The organism is Rahnella sp. PAMC25617 (assembly GCF_050606005.1).
Classification (GTDB): Bacteria; Pseudomonadota; Gammaproteobacteria; order Enterobacterales; family Enterobacteriaceae; genus Rahnella; species Rahnella variigena.
The window spans coordinates 60744-79448 of sequence record NZ_JBOCUM010000006.1 but is presented as its reverse complement, the minus strand read 5'-3'; the positions used below and the strand labels follow the sequence as shown (position 1 = coordinate 79448).

16 protein-coding genes are annotated in these 18705 nt (G+C 48.8%); 10 read left to right on the top strand and 6 right to left on the bottom strand.

Annotation, left to right across the window (positions count from 1 at the left end; all coding sequences use genetic code 11):
• Positions 1-79 precede the first annotated feature (79 nt).
• Both ACM615_RS06325 and ACM615_RS06320 read right to left on the bottom strand, forming a co-directional pair.
• Positions 80-970, bottom strand: coding sequence for a LysR substrate-binding domain-containing protein (locus ACM615_RS06325; RefSeq protein ID WP_132963889.1), 891 nt, complete (start codon positions 968-970; stop codon positions 80-82).
• Between the two features lie 24 nt (positions 971-994).
• Positions 995-2413 carry a PLP-dependent aminotransferase family protein gene (locus ACM615_RS06320; protein ID WP_112291991.1) on the bottom strand — a complete coding sequence of 473 codons (1419 nt, stop codon included), beginning with the start codon at positions 2411-2413 and terminating at the stop codon, positions 995-997.
• A gap of 168 nt (positions 2414-2581) precedes the next feature.
• On the opposite strand from ACM615_RS06320, the gene ACM615_RS06315 reads away from it, so the two are divergent.
• Positions 2582-2854, top strand: a complete 273-nt coding sequence (locus ACM615_RS06315; protein ID WP_132963890.1) for a DUF1127 domain-containing protein — start codon at positions 2582-2584, stop codon at positions 2852-2854.
• 202 nt (positions 2855-3056) lie between these two features.
• On the opposite strand, the gene metG is transcribed toward ACM615_RS06315, so the two are convergent.
• Entirely contained in the window at positions 3057-5129 is a 2073-nt protein-coding gene (gene metG, locus ACM615_RS06310) for a methionine--tRNA ligase (RefSeq protein ID WP_431011876.1), read from the bottom strand.
• Between the two features lie 111 nt (positions 5130-5240).
• On the opposite strand from metG, the gene apbC reads away from it, so the two are divergent.
• The 4 genes from apbC (at position 5241) to asmA (ending at position 9657) form a co-directional block, all read left to right on the top strand.
• The gene (apbC, locus tag ACM615_RS06305; protein ID WP_120162691.1) at positions 5241-6353 is read left to right on the top strand and encodes an iron-sulfur cluster carrier protein ApbC; all 1113 of its coding nucleotides are present in this window, start codon (positions 5241-5243) and stop codon (positions 6351-6353) included.
• Between the two features lie 146 nt (positions 6354-6499).
• Entirely contained in the window at positions 6500-7141 is a 642-nt protein-coding gene (gene udk, locus ACM615_RS06300; RefSeq protein ID WP_431011656.1) for a uridine kinase, read from the top strand.
• 37 nt (positions 7142-7178) lie between these two features.
• Positions 7179-7760 carry a dCTP deaminase gene (dcd, locus tag ACM615_RS06295; protein ID WP_112290978.1) on the top strand — a complete coding sequence of 194 codons (582 nt, stop codon included), beginning with the start codon at positions 7179-7181 and terminating at the stop codon, positions 7758-7760.
• A 43-nt stretch (positions 7761-7803) separates the two neighbouring features.
• The gene (gene asmA, locus ACM615_RS06290; protein WP_129638657.1) at positions 7804-9657 is read left to right on the top strand and encodes an outer membrane assembly protein AsmA; all 1854 of its coding nucleotides are present in this window, start codon (positions 7804-7806) and stop codon (positions 9655-9657) included.
• Positions 9658-9747: 90 nt separating this feature from the next.
• On the opposite strand, the gene ACM615_RS06285 is transcribed toward asmA, so the two are convergent.
• Positions 9748-11337: a TerC family protein gene (locus ACM615_RS06285; RefSeq protein WP_431011655.1), complete on the bottom strand. Its 1590-nt coding sequence runs from the start codon at positions 11335-11337 to the stop codon at positions 9748-9750.
• Positions 11338-11798: 461 nt separating this feature from the next.
• On the opposite strand from ACM615_RS06285, the gene galU reads away from it, so the two are divergent.
• Positions 11799-12686 carry a UTP--glucose-1-phosphate uridylyltransferase GalU gene (gene galU / locus ACM615_RS06280; protein ID WP_112290982.1) on the top strand — a complete coding sequence of 296 codons (888 nt, stop codon included), beginning with the start codon at positions 11799-11801 and terminating at the stop codon, positions 12684-12686.
• Between the two features lie 125 nt (positions 12687-12811).
• Here galU and rfbA read toward each other — a convergent pair whose 3' ends face one another.
• Both rfbA and rfbB read right to left on the bottom strand, forming a co-directional pair.
• The gene (gene rfbA / locus ACM615_RS06275) at positions 12812-13678 is read right to left on the bottom strand and encodes a glucose-1-phosphate thymidylyltransferase RfbA (protein ID WP_431011654.1); all 867 of its coding nucleotides are present in this window, start codon (positions 13676-13678) and stop codon (positions 12812-12814) included.
• A 20-nt stretch (positions 13679-13698) separates the two neighbouring features.
• Positions 13699-14763 (bottom strand): dTDP-glucose 4,6-dehydratase, encoded by a 1065-nt coding sequence (gene rfbB, locus ACM615_RS06270; protein WP_431011653.1) that lies wholly within the window; start codon positions 14761-14763, stop codon positions 13699-13701.
• 583 nt (positions 14764-15346) lie between these two features.
• On the opposite strand from rfbB, the gene rfbC reads away from it, so the two are divergent.
• The 4 genes from rfbC (at position 15347) to ACM615_RS06250 (ending at position 18652) form a co-directional block, all read left to right on the top strand.
• Positions 15347-15883 (top strand): dTDP-4-dehydrorhamnose 3,5-epimerase, encoded by a 537-nt coding sequence (gene rfbC / locus ACM615_RS06265; RefSeq protein ID WP_431011652.1) that lies wholly within the window; start codon positions 15347-15349, stop codon positions 15881-15883.
• Positions 15880-16752: a dTDP-4-dehydrorhamnose reductase gene (gene rfbD, locus ACM615_RS06260; RefSeq protein WP_431011651.1), complete on the top strand. Its 873-nt coding sequence runs from the start codon at positions 15880-15882 to the stop codon at positions 16750-16752. Before rfbC ends, rfbD begins: the two co-directional genes overlap by 4 nt.
• Before the next feature lie 120 nt (positions 16753-16872).
• Positions 16873-17706, top strand: a complete 834-nt coding sequence (locus ACM615_RS06255; RefSeq protein ID WP_431011650.1) for a glycosyltransferase — start codon at positions 16873-16875, stop codon at positions 17704-17706.
• A 49-nt stretch (positions 17707-17755) separates the two neighbouring features.
• Positions 17756-18652: a glycosyltransferase family 2 protein gene (locus tag ACM615_RS06250; RefSeq protein ID WP_431011649.1), complete on the top strand. Its 897-nt coding sequence runs from the start codon at positions 17756-17758 to the stop codon at positions 18650-18652.
• Positions 18653-18705: the final 53 nt, after the last annotated feature.

The window sequence follows — 18705 nt, the reverse complement described above, 5'->3', positions numbered from 1 at the left end:
AACACTGTGATCGTGGTCTCGTCAATCCTGCTGAATATTCTTCGCCAGACCGGATATCTGGTCTGGCAAATTTATTCGCTTAAGGCTGTTTTAGCCAGTTAATCACTTTATGCACCACAGGTTTCAGGAACCTGTCCTGAGGCGTCAGCATGTAGCATTTTCCGGCAGCAGCCAGTTTGCCGGGATGCGCCGCAACCAGCTGACCACTGTTAACGTAATCCTGCACCAGTCCTTCCCAGCCCAGCAAAATTCCATCTCCGAGCACCGCTGACTGCACCAGAAACGGATAGTTATTGGCGCGCCAGGTTCTGCGCGGCGTCACGAAACTCACCTCCTGTGAGGCAAACCAGTCGCGCCAGCCGGTCCATTCGCGCTGCGGGTCATCCTGTATAAGCAAGGTTTGTTCGAGTAAATCGGCGGCGCTGGCATCAGGCGGCAGGCGTTTGAGAAATTCCGGTGAACACATCGGATAGCACACTTCATCGAACAACGCCTGTACGTGATAACCGGGCGGCGGCTCGCGCAGATAGAAGATAGCCAGATCGAATTCTGATGACTTGAGATCAGAAAAGCTGTCGGAAATCTTCATGCGGATTTGCAGGTCCGGCAGAAGCTGGCGCAAAGACGAGAGACGGGATGAAAGCCACAGACCACTCATGGCGCTGGTGCAGGCCAGCGTGACCTGCGGTAAACCGTTCCAGCCCATCACCTCAGCGGTGGATTGTGAAATATCCCCCAGCAGCTTTCGCACCTGCTGGGCATAGGTTTCCCCGCGCGGTGTCAGCGTGGTTTTCCGCTGGGCACGCTGGAAAAGCTTACAACCCAGCATTTCTTCCAGCTGGATAATCTGCCGGCTGATGGCGCTTTGGGTGAGATTCAGCTCGTCCGCTGCCCTTGAAAAACTGCAATAACGCGCCACGCATTCAAAAGCCACCAGCGTGTTGAGTGGCGGTAACGGTTCTATCTGCACGGTAAAAATCTCTCCGGATGGCGTTTAGCAGTTTTCCAGCATCTGTGAAATGGTCAGGCCAACCTGCTGAACGGCGCGCTCAGTTTTCGCCGTCAGCGTCTGGGCATAGTTGATGCGCAGACAATTGCGATATTTCCCTGAGGCAGAGAATATCGAACCGATGGCGATTTGCACTAAATGTTCTTCCAGCAGCCGGTTCAGCCGCTGCGTATCCACGCGTTCGTCGAGTTCGATCCACAACAGAAATCCTCCCTGCGGACGGCTGACACGCGTGCCACATGGGAAATATTTCATCACCCAGTCGGTCATGGTGCACAGATTGCGCTGGTACTGATTACGCATGCGGCGCATGTGTTGCAGATAATGCCCCTGTTTGATGAAATCCGCGATGGCGATTTGCGGCAACGTGGCTGATGCGCCGGTGGTGATGTATTTCATGTGCAGGGCGCGGTCATGATAACGGCCCGGCGCAATCCAGCCGACGCGCAAACCGGGCGCCAGCGTTTTGGAAAACGAACTGCACAGCAGCACGCGGCCATCTTCATCAAACGAGGTAATGGTCGCCGGGCGCGGATACTGATAGGCCAGTTCACCGTAAACATCGTCTTCAATAATCGCGATATCGTAGCGTTGCGCCAGACGCAACAGGCTTTTTTTACGGTCATCCGGCATGTTGTAACCGAGCGGATTATTACAGTTGGGCGTCAGCTGTATGGCTTTAATCGGCCACTGCTCCAGCGCCATCTCCAGTGCTTCCAGACTGATTCCGGTAACCGGATCGGTAGGGATTTCCAGCGCTTTCATGCCAAAGCCTTTCAGAGTCTGCATTGCGCCGTGAAAACTCGGGGAGTCCACCGCCACGATATCGCCGTGTTCACATACTGAACGGATGGCGATAGACAGGGCTTCATGACAACCGGTGGTGATCAGGATGTTGCTGGCATCCATATGGCTGCCGCTGTCAATCATCAGACGGGCGATCTGTTCACGTAAGTCTTCGGAGCCATAAATACTGTCGTAATGAAACGCGCTCAGATTCTGATGCTGTCCGGCGCGCCCCATCAGACGGCTGAGAGGTTTGAGCGTGGCGGCAGTGACATCCGGAGAGCCGCGGCCTAACTGAATCACACCGGGACGATGCGGGGAAGTGATCAGCTCCAGTACCTGATCCCACTGGGAAATATCCACCGGACGTTGCGTCGGGCGGCATACCGCAGGAAGAGCAGCCTGAATGCGGGCATCCTTGACGAAGTAACCCGATTTCGGGCGGGCTTCCACCAGCTGTTTTTCTTCCAGCACGCGATACGCCTGCTGAACTGTACTGACGCTGACGCCATGTTCACTGCTTAACACCCGCACTGAAGGCAGACGGATACCCGCCGGATACAGCCCCTGTTCAATGCGATCACTCAGGACATTTGCCAGATTTTCGTAACGATTCATTATCTTTTCCTCAACGCCTGCGCAAAGAAAGCAGTACAGATGAACACAATCTAACGCTGAATCTGTCATCAGATCCAGATCTGTATGGTTGAAATACAAAAAAACTGAATCTGTAATGTTTTTGCCCGTTGTTAGATCCTGATGTCAGGTCGTCAACGGGAGCAGAATATGAAAAATATCATTGAAGAACGGCAGTTTGCCGGTTGTGAGACAAGGGTTTGTGCAGATATCGCGGTGCATGAACGTGCAGTACAGATGCCGGTGAGAAAGGGCAGTTGGCTAAAACAGTTGTTTGCAGTGGTACATGGCTGGAATGAGCGCCGCGTAAGCCGCAAGATTTTGCATTCACTGAGTGCAGATCAGTTGAAGGATATCGGGCTGGCGAAATCGGATATCGACAGGGAGTATCCGAAAGCCATATGGCCAAACTGGCCAAAATAAAATACCCGTCATCTTTCGTGCGCCAGATGCGTTGGCTGCGTTCGTGCGCCCCGGTCACTTACTGATGTAAGCTCCCGGGGACTTTCTCACTTGCCGCCTTCCTGGCACCCGAAATCTATAGGGTATTTGGGGGGATACGGGTTTACAAAATCATAAAAAGCCCGATGAATTCATCGGGCTTTTTCGTCACTCAGAAACTCTCTTACTTCACCTGCATACCAGGCTGTGCGCCGGAATCCGGGCTGAGCAGGAAGATGTCTTTTCCGCCAGGGCCCGCCGCCATCACCATTCCTTCAGAGATGCCGAAGCGCATTTTACGCGGTGCAAGGTTGGCGACCATGATGGTCAGACGGCCTTCCAGTGCTTTCGGATCAGGATACGCAGAACGGATACCGGAGAAAATCTGACGGGTTTCGCCGCCCAGATCCAGTTGCAGACGCAGCAGTTTGTCTGAACCTTCCACGAAATCAGCGCTTTTGATCAGCGCGATACGCATATCCACTTTGGCGAAATCATCAAAAGTGATGGTTTCCTGAATCGGATCATCCGCCAGCGGACCTGTTGCCGGTGCTTTCGCAGCCGCAATGTCTTCTTTCGACGCATCAACCATCGCAGTCACTTTATCCAGCTCAATACGGTTAAACAGCGCTTTGAACGGATTCAGCTGATGCGACAGCAGCGGCTGGGTAATAGCGTCCCAGTCCAGTGTGGTATTCAGGAAGGCTTCTGTGCGCTCTGACAGTGAAGGAAGAACCGGCTTCAGGTAAGTCATCAGCACGCGGAACAGATTGATGCCCATTGAGCAGATGGCTTGCAGGTCAGCGTCGCGGCCTTCCTGTTTTGCGACTACCCACGGTGCCTGCTCATCGACATAGCGGTTGGCCAGGTCAGCCAGCGCCATGATTTCACGGATTGCACGGCCTGATTCACGGCTGTCATACGCCTGAGCGATGCTTTCAGCGGCATCGGTGAAGTTTTTGTACAGCGCTTCATCGGCCAGTTTGTCAGCCAGTTTGCCGTCAAAACGTTTAGCAATGAAACCGGCATTGCGTGACGCCAGGTTAACCACTTTGTTCACGATGTCTGCGTTAACGCGCTGCACGAAATCTTCCAGATTCAGGTCGATATCGTCGATGCGTGAAGACAGTTTTGCGGTGTAGTAATAACGCAGGCAGTCCGCATCCAGATGATTCAGATAGGTGCTGGCCTTGATGAACGTGCCGCGCGATTTGGACATCTTCGCGCCATTCACGGTGACATAACCGTGCACGAACAGGTTGGTTGGCTTGCGGAAACCGCTGCCTTCCAGCATCGCCGGCCAGAACAGGCTGTGGAAATAAACGATGTCTTTACCGATGAAGTGATACAGCTCGGTAGTCGAATCCTTTTTCCAGAACTCGTCAAAATTCAGGTCGCTGCGACGGTCGCACAGGTTTTTGAAAGAACCCATGTAGCCGATTGGCGCGTCCAGCCAGACGTAGAAATATTTGCCCGGCGCATCAGGAATTTCAAAACCGAAGTACGGTGCATCGCGGGAGATATCCCACTGTTGCAGACCGTGTTCGAACCACTCCTGCATTTTGTTCGCTACTTGTTCCTGCAGCGCACCGGAACGGGTCCAGGCCTGCAACATCGCGCTGAATTCCGGCAAATCAAAGAAGTAGTGCTCGGAATCACGCAGCACCGGCGTCGCACCGGAAACCACAGATTTCGGGTCGATCAGTTCAGTCGGGCTGTAGGTTGCGCCACACACTTCACAGTTATCGCCGTACTGATCTGGCGATTTACATTTCGGGCAGGTGCCTTTGACGAAACGGTCAGGCAGGAACATGCCTTTCTCCGGATCGTACAACTGAGAAATGGTGCGGTTCTTGATGAAGCCGTTTTCTTTCAGGCGACCATAAATCAGCCCGGACAGCTCACGGTTTTCGTCGCTGTGCGTGGAGTGATAGTTGTCGTAGCTGATACCGAAGCCGGCGAAATCTTTCTGATGCTCCTGGCTCATTTCGGCAATCATCTCTTCCGGCTTGATACCGAGCTGCTGCGCTTTCAGCATGATCGGCGTGCCGTGCGCATCGTCCGCACAGATGAAATGCACTTCATTGCCGCGCATTCGCTGGTAACGGACCCAGACGTCAGCCTGGATGTGCTCGAGCATGTGACCGAGATGGATGGATCCGTTGGCGTACGGAAGTGCACAGGTTACCAAAATTTTTTTCGCGACTTGAGCCATAGTAAGAGCTTGCTTTCTGTAGTTGAAATCAGGGGCATTGATGTTAACCGAAAGCGCCGCCCCGCGTAAACAAACGGGGGGATCTCCTTACGTGTGTTCTGTTATGCTTATGGGTAGATAAATAGTCTGATAACCAGTTTTCAAGGAGCCGGGATGACATCTCAATCCCCACAGCAGACCACACCCGCAGGGCTGCGCGCACTAGTGACCGGCGTACTGGCCACCTTCCGCCATTCCACATTACAAAAAGATTTACCCGCGATAAAAGCATTGCATCACTGCGTGCTGATGGACGGTGTTTTACATATTGACCTGACGCTGCCGTTTGCCTGGAACAGCGGTTTCGATGTGCTGAAAGATGAAACCAGCGGAGAATTGCTGCGGGTCACCGGCGCTACGGCTATACAGTGGAACCTGCGTCACGATATCGCCACCATGAAACGCGCTAACGATCAGCCGGGTATTAAAGGTGTGCGCAATATTCTTGCTGTCAGCTCGGGTAAGGGCGGGGTCGGTAAATCGACGACTGCCGTGAATCTGGCGCTGGCGCTGGCCGCTGAGGGCGGGAAAGTCGGTATTCTGGATGCCGATATTTACGGTCCGTCAGTCCCGAATATGCTGGGTACGGAAGAAGAGCGTCCGACATCACCGGATGGTGTGCATATGTCGCCGATTATGGCGCACGGACTGGCGACCAATTCCATTGGTTATCTGGTTACCGACGAAAACGCCATGGTGTGGCGCGGCCCGATGGCCAGTAAAGCGCTGATGCAGATGCTTTCCGATACGCTGTGGCCTGATCTCGATTATCTGGTGATCGACCTGCCGCCGGGCACCGGTGATATTCAGCTGACGCTGTCGCAAAATATTCCGGTCACAGGCGCGGTGGTGGTGACGACGCCGCAGGACATCGCGCTGCTGGATGCCATGAAAGGCATCGTCATGTTTGAGAAAGTGCATGTGCCGGTTCTGGGCATCGTCGAGAACATGAGTATGCACGTGTGCAGCAACTGCGGACATCACGAACCGATTTTCGGCACCGGTGGCGCGCAGCGTCTGGCTGAGAAATATCGCTGTGAATTACTGGCGCAATTACCGCTGCATATTTCACTGCGCGAAGATTTAGATCGTGGCGAGCCGACAGTCGTCTCTAATCCTGAAAGTGAATTCACTGCAATTTACCGCGAACTGGCGGCAAAAATTGCGTCGCAATTGTTCTGGAGAGGTGACGCTATCCCGACTGAAATTGCTTTCAGAGCGGTTTAATCCCCCAACTCAGTGAATTATTGCCGGATGTCAGCGATTACACAGCCTTAACGCTGGCATCAGGCAGTGTCTTGTACTTATAATTGGCGCGTTCAAAGCACACGTCTGTGCTTGCCTTCCAACTTCCAAATCAGGTCTTTAATTTTATGTCTGACAAATTCCATCAGTGTGTCATCGTGGGTATCGCTGGCGCATCTGCTTCGGGAAAAAGCCTCATCGCCAGTACGTTATACCGTGAACTTCGTGATCAGGTTGGTGATGAGCACATCGGGGTTATCCCGGAAGATTGCTACTATAAAGACCAAAGCCACATGACCATGGAAGAGCGGGTCAAAACCAACTACGACCATCCAAGTGCGATGGACCACAATTTACTGTTTCAGCATTTACAAGCCATGAAGTCTGGTCAGGCGATTGAATTGCCGAGCTACAGCTTCATTGAGCACACTCGTCTGCCTGAGACGCTGACACTAAAACCGAAGAAAGTGATCATTCTGGAAGGGATCCTTCTCCTGACCGATGCGCGTTTGCGTGACGAAATGAATTTCTCCATCTTCGTCGATACCCCGCTGGATATCTGTCTGATGCGCCGCATGAAACGTGACGTCAACGAACGTGGCCGCTCTATGGATTCCGTGATGGCGCAATATCAGAAGACCGTACGCCCGATGTTCCTGCAATTTATCGAACCCTCAAAACAATACGCAGACATCATTGTGCCGCGCGGCGGCAAAAACCGCATTGCGATTGATATTCTCAAGGCGAAAATCAGCCAGTTCTTCAATTAATCGCGGAACCATTTGCAGAAAACCTACCGGAGATACGATGAGACTTTGCGACCGAGATATAGAAGCCTGGCTCGACAGCGGCAAATTAGGCATTTCACCCCGTCCGCCGGTTGAACGAATTAACGGTGCGACCGTAGATGTGCGTCTGGGTAACGGCTTCCGCGTTTTCCTCGGCCATAACGCGGGTTATATCGACCTGAGTGGCCCGAAAGACGAAGTCAGCGCCGCGTTGGATAAAGTGATGAGCGATGAAATTGTTTTGCCGGAAGGCGAAGCATTCTTCCTGCATCCTGGCGAACTGGCGCTGGCGGTTACTTATGAGTCGGTCACCATTCCTGACGATCTGGTCGGCTGGCTGGACGGGCGCTCTTCACTGGCGCGTCTCGGGCTGATGGTACACGTAACCGCACATCGTATTGATCCGGGCTGGAAAGGGCGGATTGTTCTCGAGTTCTATAATTCAGGTAAGCTCCCGCTGGCGCTTCGACCGGGAATGCTGATTGGTGCGCTGAGCTTTGAACCGTTATCCGGTTCTGCTGCGCGTCCTTATAACAGCCGTCAGGATGCGAAATACCGCGACCAGCAAAGCGCAATTGCCAGTCGTATTGATGAAGACTGATTCAGTTTTTTATCCGCATAACGGATAAAAACGTGAGGAAGGCATGAGAAGACTACTGACAACACTGGTGATTTTACTGGTGGTTATCATTGCCGGCATGACTTCGCTGGTGTTTCTGATCAACCCGAATGATTTCCGCCAGTACATGGTGGAACGGGTCGAGGTGAAAAGCGGATATCAGCTGGCCATCAACGGATCGCTGCGCTGGCATGTCTGGCCACAGCTGAGCATTATTGCCGGTCAGACGTCGCTTACTGCGGCGGGTGCTAAAGAGCCGGTTGTCAGTGCTGAAAACATGCGGCTGGACGTTAAACTCTGGCCTCTTATTTCTCATCAGCTGGCGGTGAAACAGGTACTGTTGAAAAACGCAGTAATACGTCTGACGCCTGAAACTGAAGAGAATCAGCCCGATGCACCTGTTGCGCCGTCAATGCCAACGCCGGTCGCTCCCGGAGCTTCTGAACTTGAAGCTGGCTGGAAGTTTGATATCGATAAAATCAGCATTGCTGACAGTCTGCTTATCTGGCAGCGCGGCGATGATGATCAGATAAACGTTCGTGATATCAATATGGAAATTGATAAAAACGACAACCGTCAGGCCACCATTCAGCTTTCAAGCCGCATAAACCGCAATCAGCGCGACCTTACATTCACCATGAATGCAGACGTGGATATGCAGCATTATCCGCAGGCTTTTTCGGCTAAGATCAGTAAATTCACTTATCAGCTGAGTGGCGCTGACATCCCTGTGAAAGGTGTTCAGGGTAATGGTTCGATGCAGGCCAGTTATCAGCGCGATAATGATTCACTGGAACTCACCCAGCTGGCGTTAACGGCGAATGATAATCAGATTTCAGGGACTGCTTCTGCCACGATGGGTGGCGATATCGGTAATTATCAGCTCAATTTAAACGCTGACAAACTCGATCTGGATGCGCTTTCCGGCTGGCAGCCTAAAACTGCTGAGCAGACGGCGCAGAGCACCCAATCAATCACCTCCGCGCCGGTCATTGCACGTGATGTCGATGAGCAGCCGAACGGCCTGAGCATTTTGCGGACTTTCAATGCGAATCTGGCACTGAAAGTAGCGGATTTAACCTATCGCGGGATGAAGATCCAAAATCTGGCACTGAATGCCAATAACCGGTTGGGTAAGGTTGCGCTGCCGACGTTCAGTGGCAATCTTGGGTCGGGAAGTTTTTCCCTGCCGGGTGATATGGATGTGACCGGCAAAAGCATTCAGGTTCACATGACGCCGGATGTGAATAATATTGAGCTGGCTGATCTGCTGACTGCTTACGGATTGCCAAAAGCCCTGACGGGCAACTTCTCTATGAAAGGTGACGTGAGCGGAAAAGGGCTTTCGGCAGAAGACTTTGCGCGTAACTGGCAGGGCAATGCTGAACTTGCTATGACCAATGCGCATCTGAACGGACTTAATATTCAGCAGCTTATCCAGCAGGCAATCAGCCGTAATACCAGCAGCGTTCAGGGGCTGGATAAATACGAGCATTACAGCCAGATTGATACACTGAAAGCGCAGGGGCAGCTGAAAAACGGCACCCTGAAACTGAACGATCTGGAAGGCCAGTCACCAATGGTTTACGCAAAAGGTGATGGCTCTGTTGATCTCGCCGGCGAAAAAGTAGATATGAATCTGTTGATCCGCGTGACCGGTGGCTGGAAAGGCGACAGCAATTTGATCAACACCCTGAAAACCACGGATATCCCGCTGCGAGTTTACGGGCCGTGGGCGCAACTGGGTTATCAGCTTCAGGTTGATCAGATCCTGCGCCGGACAGTGGAACAGAGTGCCCGTAGCGCCATTCAGAACTGGGTGGATAAACGCAAAGACAGCAAAGAAAAAGACGATGTGCAGAAGTTATTAAATAAATAATCTTTCTGTACCTCAATTTGTACGACTCAGTAAAAATGGGACGCCTCATCAGCGTCCCGTTTTCTTTTTAATGTCCATCTGAACGGAGGATTACACTTCGTAATCATCATCCATGTCGGTTTTGAGCGGCGTAATTTTCACTTTGAGAATACGATGACTGCTGACCTCAAGTGGTTCAAACAGATAGTTATCGATGTGGATTTGCGCACCGACCTGCGGGATGCTCTGCGTATGTTCCATCAGTAATCCTGCCAGCGTGTGATATTCGCGTTTTTCATCAACCGGCAGGGCGATGTACATCACCAGATCTTCCAGCGGCATATAACCGTTGGCAATCCATGTGCCGTCTTCCTGTTGCGAAATATCGTGGCGCGCATCCGGCGTTTCATCAGACTCAGGCAAATTACCGGCGATCGTTTCCATCACGTCAGTCAGGGTCACAATGCCTTCAACTGAACCGAACTCATCGACGACAAATGCAAAGTGAGTTTTGGCCAGGCGGAACTGCTCAAGCGCCATCAGCAGGGAAAGCTGCTCCGGGAAAATCAGCGGCTGGCGGATCAGTGCCTTAAGATCTAACTCATTTTGCAGGAGTTGTTGTTTCAGCAAGTCGACAACATGCACGACGCCCAGCGGTTCATCGGTAGAGTTGTCTTCTGTCACCAGAATACGCGTGTGCTGGTTTTCCGCTATTTGCTGCTTCAGCAGCTCAACCGGGTCATTGAGTTCAAGATTATCGACGTCGTGGCGGGAAGTCATCACGCTGCTGACGGTACGCTGCCCGAGGCCCAGAACGCGCTCAATCATATGGCGTTCCTGCTGATTGAAGATGGCATCCTCTTCGCAAGCACTGTCAGCAATCATATTTGAGGAATGCGTATCAAGTTCGGCTTCCTCATGTTTACCACGAAGAACACGTAAAACGGTTTCTGCAGTACGCTCACGCAGAGAGCGACGTGATGACAAAAAGCGTTTGCGGTTGAACTGCGCCAGCTGATTCAGGCCTTCGATAATGACGGAGAAACCGATGGCCGCATAAAGATAACCTTTCGGGATCGCATAGCCAAAGCCTTCAGCTACCAGGCTAAACCCAATCATCAGCAGGAAACTCAGACACAAGATAACAATAGTCGGGTGCGCATTGACGAAACGGGTCAGTGGCTTACTCGCCAGCAGCATCAGCCCGATTGCAATACATACAGCAGCCATCATGACGGCCAGATGGTCAACCATACCGACAGCGGTAATCACCGAGTCGAGGGAAAATACCGCATCCAGCACCACAATCTGAGCGACAACGGGCCAGAACTTTGCCCCGCGTTGTTGCTGGCTTTGCTCCTCATCCTTACCCTCAAGGCGTTCATTCAACTCCATCGTTGCCTTGAACAACAGGAATATGCCGCCGACGAGCATAATCATGTCACGCGCGCTGAACGGGTGACCCAGCACCGTAATGAGCGGGCGGGTGAGTGTCGATAACCATGAGATTGAAGCAAGGAGCAGCAAACGCATAACGAGCGCCAGCATCAGCCCTGTGACGCGGGCTTTATCACGCTGGCTGCGCGGAAGTTTCTCCGCCAGAATGGCAATAAAGATGAGATTGTCTATCCCCAGAACAATTTCAAGAATTACCAGGGTAGCCAGCCCGGCCCAAATCGACGGATCGGCGATCCATTCCATATAGCGTTTTCCACCTTTAGTTACGCGGCGTTTGCCACACGTTGAATAATGGGCGTCAGGGCATGAAATTTCAAATCTAAAACAGTGGGCTAGGCAAAACCGTTCGACAGAGCAGGGGAGATCCGGGGCAACGCTCAATGGGCAGACACTGATGTTTTCGAAAGCAGCAATTTATGATTATAAAATCACCGAATAGGTTTAACATTCCTAAAATTAGGTCTTTACCTTACCGTTTCGTGCGGCTTACTGGTATCGTAATCAAATACAGAGAATCGTGCTGGAGTCCTAAAGTCAGCAGTATGGCCTCCCTAAAGTAAATGGCAGGGACTATACTCAGGGAAGAAATAGCGTTGCGGGAAATAATTTGTATTTACAATTTCAGTCCGGTGAATTCCCTGACATGTTTGAATTCTAACTGACTGGATTTACACACTAATAGGTTTCAAGGAGTATCCTTTACAATGTTAAAAGCTGTTATCCCTGTTGCCGGTCTGGGCACACGTATGTTGCCAGCGACGAAGGCCATTCCAAAAGAAATGCTGCCGATCGTCGATAAGCCTTTAATCCAGTACATCGTTAATGAATGTGCTGCAGCGGGCATCAAAGAGATCATTCTGGTCACGCATTCTTCTAAAAATGCGATCGAAAACCACTTCGACACGTCATTCGAACTGGAAAGCATGCTGGAGTCCCGCGTTAAGCGTCAGTTGCTGGAAGAAGTGCAGTCTATCTGCCCGAAGGGCGTGACGATCATGAACGTGCGTCAGGGTCAGTCAAAAGGTCTTGGTCACGCCGTTTTGTGTGCAAAACCTCTGATCGGCAATTCGCCATTTGCGGTTATTCTGCCTGACGTTCTGATGGACGATTCCACCAGCGATCTGCGTAAAGACAACCTTGCTGCGATGCTTCGCCGCTTCCAGGAAACTGGCAACAGCCAGGTCATGGTTGAAGAAGTGCCGGAGAAAGACGTTTCTAAATACGGTATCGTTAACTGTAACGGTGTAGAAGTTGAGCCGGGCGAAAGCGCGCCAATGACGGCTATCGTTGAGAAACCAGAGCTTAAAGATGCGCCATCAAACCTCGCGGTTGTCGGCCGTTATGTGCTTTCCGAAGCCATCTGGCCGCTGCTGGCAGTGACGCCATACGGTGCCGGTAACGAAATCCAGCTGACCGATGCCATCGCGATGCTGATGAAAAAGCAAACCGTGGAAGCCTTCTCCATGACCGGCCGTTCACATGACTGTGGCGACAAACTCGGTTATATGAAAGCCTTCGTAGAGTATGGTATTCGCCATAACTCACAGGGTGAAGCGTTTAAGGCGTGGCTGAAAGAGTTTGCTGAAGAGTAATTGCTCTTTTACGAGCCAAAAAAAAGCACCGATTGTCGGTGCTTTTTTTATATCTCAGCTTATCAGAAATGATATTTTGAAAATAATTCAGGCCGTATCAAAACCAGCCCGAATTCCACTTACGGCTATTCTTCAAGAAGTTGAGTTAGATAGGCGCCATAAGCTGTTTTACTCATTAAAGCAGCTTGTTCAGCAACACGTTCTCTGCTCAACCATCCTTTACGGAACGCAATTTCTTCCAAACAGGCTACTTTGAACCCCTGGCGTTTTTCAATAGTATGAACGAACTGCGAAGCTTCTATCAGGCTGTCATGCGTACCGGTATCCAGCCAGGCAAAGCCACGTCCAAGAAGTTCGACTTGCAGTTGCCCCTTCTCGAGATACATTTCGTTTAATGTGGTTATCTCAAGTTCACCACGATGAGATGGTTTAACTTGTTTGGCCATTTCTACAATGTTGTTGTCATAGAAATAAAGCCCGGTTACTGCCCAATGAGATTTTGGTTTTAATGGTTTTTCCTCAATGGAAAGTGCCTTGAAATCCTTATCAAATTCAACCACGCCAAAGCGCTCTGGGTCTTGTACCTGATAACCGAAGACAGTAGCGCCAGTCTCTCTTTTGGCAACGGCTTCGAGTTGTTTGCCAAAGCTTTGACCAAAATAGATATTGTCGCCGAGAACCAGTGCGCAACGCTCACCGTTAATAAATTCTTCACCGATGATAAATGCCTGAGCAAGACCGTCGGGAGAAGGTTGCACGGCATATTCCAGTTTAATACCGAACTGCGAACCATCACCCAGTAAACGCTTGAAAGACGGCATATCTTCAGGGGTAGAAATGACCAATATTTCATTAATACCTGCAAGCATAAGCACAGATATTGGATAATAAATCATCGGTTTATCATAAATTGGCAGCAGTTGTTTCGAGACACCACGCGTCAAAGGGTACAGGCGTGTGCCTGAGCCACCGGCTAAAACAATACCTTTCACTTGATTTTTCTCCTTAAATATTAGTCAGTCAGGCCCAAACGTTCACCAGCATAGGAACCATCCTGAACACGTCGCCACCAGTTTTCATTGTTCAGATACCATTCGACAGTTTTGCGTATGCCACTCTCGAAGGTTTCCTGCGGCTTCCAGCCTAATTCTTTATCAATCTTAGTTGCATCAATGGCGTAGCGCATATCGTGGCCAGGGCGATCTTTCACAAAGGTGATCAGCTCAGAAAAATGGGAGATACCTGCAGGTTTATCTGAGATCAGTTCATCAAGTAATCCACAGATTGTCTTAACGACATCAATATTTTTGCGTTCGTTGTGACCACCAATGTTGTAGGTCTCGCCTACCAACCCCTCGGTAACCACTTTGTAAAGTGCGCGTGCATGATCTTCTACAAACAACCAGTCGCGTACCTGTGCACCATCACCATATACCGGCAGGGCTTTACCCGAGAGGGCATTAAGGATGATGAGTGGAATGAGCTTTTCCGGGAAGTGATAAGGACCGTAATTGTTTGAACAGTTTGTCACAATAGTCGGGAAGCCGTAAGTGCGCTGCCATGCACGAACAAGGTGATCGCTTGAGGCTTTTGACGCAGAGTAGGGGCTGCTTGGTGCATAGGGTGTCGTTTCTGTGAAAAGATCCGTTGTACCGTGCAAATCACCATACACTTCATCCGTTGAAATATGATGGAAGCGGAACGCTGATTTTTTCTCTTCAGACAATGAGCTCCAGAAATGACGAGCTGCCTCAAGAAGAACGTAAGTACCCACGATGTTAGTTTCGATAAAAGCTGCCGGCCCATCAATTGAACGATCTACATGGCTTTCAGCGGCGAGATGCATAACAGCATCAGGTTGAAAACTTGCAAAAACATCATCGAGGGCTGACCGGTCACAGATATTTACCTGAGCAAACTCATAACGGCTGTTATCCGAAACGGAAAGGAGCGATTCAAGATTACCTGCATAGGTAAGACTATCGACCACCAATACATTATCCTGCGTATTATCAATAACGTGACGAACTACTGCTGAACCGATGAAACCGGCACCACCGGTGATCAAAATTTTCATGTATACGTACTCATTTATGAAGTGTTAGCTTTTGATATGCTCAAAAAATAAGCTATTTCGCTTTAGGTTGCGAAGAACAACATAGCCTAGCGCAGAGTCAGGGTAAGCGCAGCTATAATCAGGTTATTCTAGCGTTTTTGAGCTAAATATTTCTTCATACTTTGATTAGATATAATCCATCAGAATTATGATTGAAAAATGCTCTGTTAAGCAGACCATGACTATCCCAACAGCAACGGTCAGAACTTGTGACTTATCATATTACGGGGCGGTAGAAGTTCTTGTAGGAATTGTCCAATTTGCTCATCAGTCAATTTTGTAGGGGAATAACGTACGGAGCCATCTTGAATCTCTCAAAAGCCTGCCAGTTTGGGGTGAAGTATAGTAAAGATGCAGTTAGCACATAAACGGATCATTTAGCCAGATTCTGAGTGAGCCATGATAGTCATTTGTGGTAGGATTTTTAGAAAATTGAGCAAGGATAGCTTCCTTCAAAATTTCAATTTCCACGAACTAAAGCGACAGGTGCTTATACAAGAAAGTTAAGTTTCGCCTGATAATTGGATAACGAGTGAGCAATAAAATGAAAGTGACTGATACAGAAGTTATTGGCGTGAAATTGGTAGAACCTAAAGTTTTTGGTGATGAACGCGGATTTTTCCTGGAAACTTTTCAGCAGGATCGCTACCGGGAAATGTTGGAAATTGATCTGGATTTTGTTCAGGACAATCATTCACGTTCTTCGCGAAATGTCCTTCGTGGCCTGCACTTCCAGACGTCAAAACCGCAGGGTAAACTCGTACGCGTAGTGCGTGGTGAAGTATTTGATGTCGTGGTAGATATTCGTCCTGAGTCCGCTACCTTCGGAAAGTGGGTGGGGGTCCATCTTTCAGAAAGTAATAAGAATCAACTATGGGTACCACCTGGCCTTGCTCATGGGTTCGTTGTGATTTCAGAATTCGCAGATTTTGAGTACAAATGTACTGATTATTATGATCCGAAAAATGAAGGATGCCTCATCTGGAACGATCGGGAAATTGGGATTCAGTGGCCTGTGGAAACCCCATTACTTTCTGAAAAAGATGCTAAAGGTAAATTGTTCGGAGAGCTTTTCAAATGAGGATTTTGTTGACGGGAGCAGAAGGGCAACTGGGGCGTTGCTTTAGTGATCGCGCCGGCGATTCACTGGAAATATTAGCTACTGACAGAAAGCAACTTGATATCACTGATCTTCAGGCAGTCGAAAAAGTTATTGATAGTTTCAAGCCAGATGCCATTGTAAATGCCGCAGCTTACACTGCCGTAGATAAAGCGGAATCAGATTACGATACCGCCTATGCAATTAACTGTGAGGCTGTTAAAAATCTGACAGCGGAGGCAAGCAGGCTCAATATTCCATTCATCCATGTTTCAACGGATTATGTGTTCAATGGCGAAAGTGAAATCGCCTACAGTGAATCAGACAGTTGCGACCCACAAAGTGTCTATGGGACGACTAAGCGAGCAGGTGAACTTGAAGCCTTAAAATCGCCAAAAGGGATTGTGATCCGTACTTCTTGGGTATTCAGCGAGTACGGTAATAATTTCGTTAAAACAATGCTTCGCCTTGGTGCTCAACGCGATGCCTTAAGTATTGTCGGTGATCAGTACGGTTGTCCAACCTATGCGGGTGATCTGGCTCAGGCAATTCTCAAAATGCTTGCGGCATCTGATTTTGAGCCGGGTTTATATCATTATAGTGGCGATGAAAGCGTGAGCTGGTATCAGTTTGCCCAAAAGATATTCACCACGGCGAATGCGTCTGGCCTATATCCCCGGGTTCCGATTTTGTCTTCGATTACTACTGAAGAGTATCCTACTCCGGCCGCAAGGCCACGTTATTCGGTCATGAATACAAACAAACTGAACGCGATGGGTATTACCCCCGGGAAATGGAAGAAGCAACTGGAAGCTATTATTCCGAAAATATTGAATGAAATTGGTGTGTAAGCACAAGAAGGGTAATTGAGGTTGGCAGCGCCACCCTCAATTAATTATCAGTGTTAAAATCATTTTTGTTCTGATTGAATATAAAATCCCTTATGCCCCTGGGGATAGGAAATGTAAATCATGGTTGCTGACTTAGTGAAATCAGACGTCATTGCCTCGATCGTCTTATTCAATCATACCTACGCTCAGATTGAGCGTACTCTGAATTCTCTGCTTAGCGAGCCGCAGATAGCAAAAATTGTGTTAGTCGACAACGGTGGTTGTGACTGGGCTTTTTCCCTTAATAATCCGCGCATTACAGTTCTTAAATCCAACAAAAACTGCGGGTTCGGGCACGGGCATAATCAGGCAATGGCGGAATTTCTGCCCCATTCTGAGTATTTTTTAATTTGTAATCCTGATGTGTGTTTTAATAAAGGCGTCGTTTCTCATTTATTGGAAGAATGCCGGCATCATGGATATAAATTCGTATCCCCGCCAATCAGATATGCCGATGGCTCAAAACAATATAGTTGTAAACTTTTACCGACCCCGCTGAATCTTTTTTTAAGACGCTTCTTACCGTCATTAGCGAAGAAAATGGACCGGAAGTACGAAATACAGGATGCTGATTTTAGCAGAAACTTCTCTGTGCCTTCTGTTTCAGGCTGTTTCATGCTTATTTCCTCGGAGTTACTAATAACTCTCAAAGGTTTTGACGAGCGATATTTTATGTATCTTGAAGATGTCGATTTATGCCGACGAGCACTTGATTATACTGAAGTTATGTATTGTCCAGGCAAAGAAATTATTCACGAGTTTGGTAAGGGCTCGTATAAAAACACATCTTTGTTAATGTGTCATATCAAATCTTCAATCCTTTATTTCAATAAGTGGGGTTGGATTTTTGACAGAAAAAGAAAGGAAGTGAATAAAAATTGCCTGTCTGAGCTCCCGTTGTGCTCAAAGAAATGAACGACATCATGCCTGATGACTTTGGCTGCAGCAAATAGGAAAGTGATGCATGTTGTGTGAGAACTTAAAACCGGTTGCCGTCATTGTCTCTTATCAGCCGATAATCATTGACCTCGTGTGTCTGATTGATTCACTTAAAAAACAGGGCGTAGAATCTATCGTCGTGGATAATGGCAGCTCGGTCTGTGACAAATTTGCAGAGTTGCGCCAGATTTGTCAGTTTATTGAGCTTGAAAAAAATCTTGGGATCGCGGCAGCACAAAATATAGGTATTAAAAAGGCAGAAGAAAAGGGCGCTGAATACATCATATTCTTTGATCAGGACAGTAAAATTGATCAAAATTATGTAGGATCGCTCTCAAAAGATTTTTTGAGTGTCAGACAATATGATCCTAAAATAGCGACGATAGGGCCAGTCTTTACTGACACAAAACATGGTTTCTATTACAAAGTCATTGATATAAACCGCTTCGGATTTCGTAAAAAAATAAGCCCTGAAAATTACTCTGCCCCGTTTGCCACATCGTTGATTATTTCATCAGGGTCAATGATTCCTGTCGATGCTATACGCGAAATAGGTTATATGGACGAATCGCTTTTTATAGATTATGTTGATACCGAATGGTGTCTGAGAGCAGGCAATAAAGGGTATCGGGTATATGTAGGAACATCTGCCTACATGACACATTCGATCGGCGATAAGATTGTAAAATTCCTTTCGTTCAACATTCCTGTGCATTCGCCTTTCAGAAGATATTACCGTGTACGCAACGCTTTCTTTTTATTACGAATGAAACATGTACCAAAGTTCATGGTTCTTCGTGAATTTATCTTCAATTTTATACATCAGACTATTTTGATTCTTACCCAAAAGAATAAAAAGAAAGAGTATATCCATAGTTTTTTAAGAGCTATTAAAGATGGTGTACTGAATCGCAGATTTTGAATCATGTTATTCAGGCAAAATAAAAGCCAACATTTGTTGGCTTTTTTTGTACT

Coding starts and splice junctions, on each gene's coding strand:
- ACM615_RS06255 (WP_431011650.1), top strand. CDS start 16,873: ATGGTTGCTGACTTAGTGAAATCAGACGTCATTGCCTCGATCGTCTTA.
- rfbC (WP_431011652.1), top strand. CDS start 15,347: ATGAAAGTGACTGATACAGAAGTTATTGGCGTGAAATTGGTAGAACCT.
- rfbB (WP_431011653.1), bottom strand. CDS start 14,763: ATGAAAATTTTGATCACCGGTGGTGCCGGTTTCATCGGTTCAGCAGTA.
- dcd (WP_112290978.1), top strand. CDS start 7,179: ATGAGACTTTGCGACCGAGATATAGAAGCCTGGCTCGACAGCGGCAAA.
- ACM615_RS06250 (WP_431011649.1), top strand. CDS start 17,756: ATGTTGTGTGAGAACTTAAAACCGGTTGCCGTCATTGTCTCTTATCAG.
- rfbD (WP_431011651.1), top strand. CDS start 15,880: ATGAGGATTTTGTTGACGGGAGCAGAAGGGCAACTGGGGCGTTGCTTT.
- ACM615_RS06285 (WP_431011655.1), bottom strand. CDS start 11,337: ATGGAATGGATCGCCGATCCGTCGATTTGGGCCGGGCTGGCTACCCTG.
- ACM615_RS06315 (WP_132963890.1), top strand. CDS start 2,582: ATGAAAAATATCATTGAAGAACGGCAGTTTGCCGGTTGTGAGACAAGG.
- ACM615_RS06320 (WP_112291991.1), bottom strand. CDS start 2,413: ATGAATCGTTACGAAAATCTGGCAAATGTCCTGAGTGATCGCATTGAA.
- galU (WP_112290982.1), top strand. CDS start 11,799: ATGTTAAAAGCTGTTATCCCTGTTGCCGGTCTGGGCACACGTATGTTG.
- udk (WP_431011656.1), top strand. CDS start 6,500: ATGTCTGACAAATTCCATCAGTGTGTCATCGTGGGTATCGCTGGCGCA.
- apbC (WP_120162691.1), top strand. CDS start 5,241: ATGACATCTCAATCCCCACAGCAGACCACACCCGCAGGGCTGCGCGCA.
- asmA (WP_129638657.1), top strand. CDS start 7,804: ATGAGAAGACTACTGACAACACTGGTGATTTTACTGGTGGTTATCATT.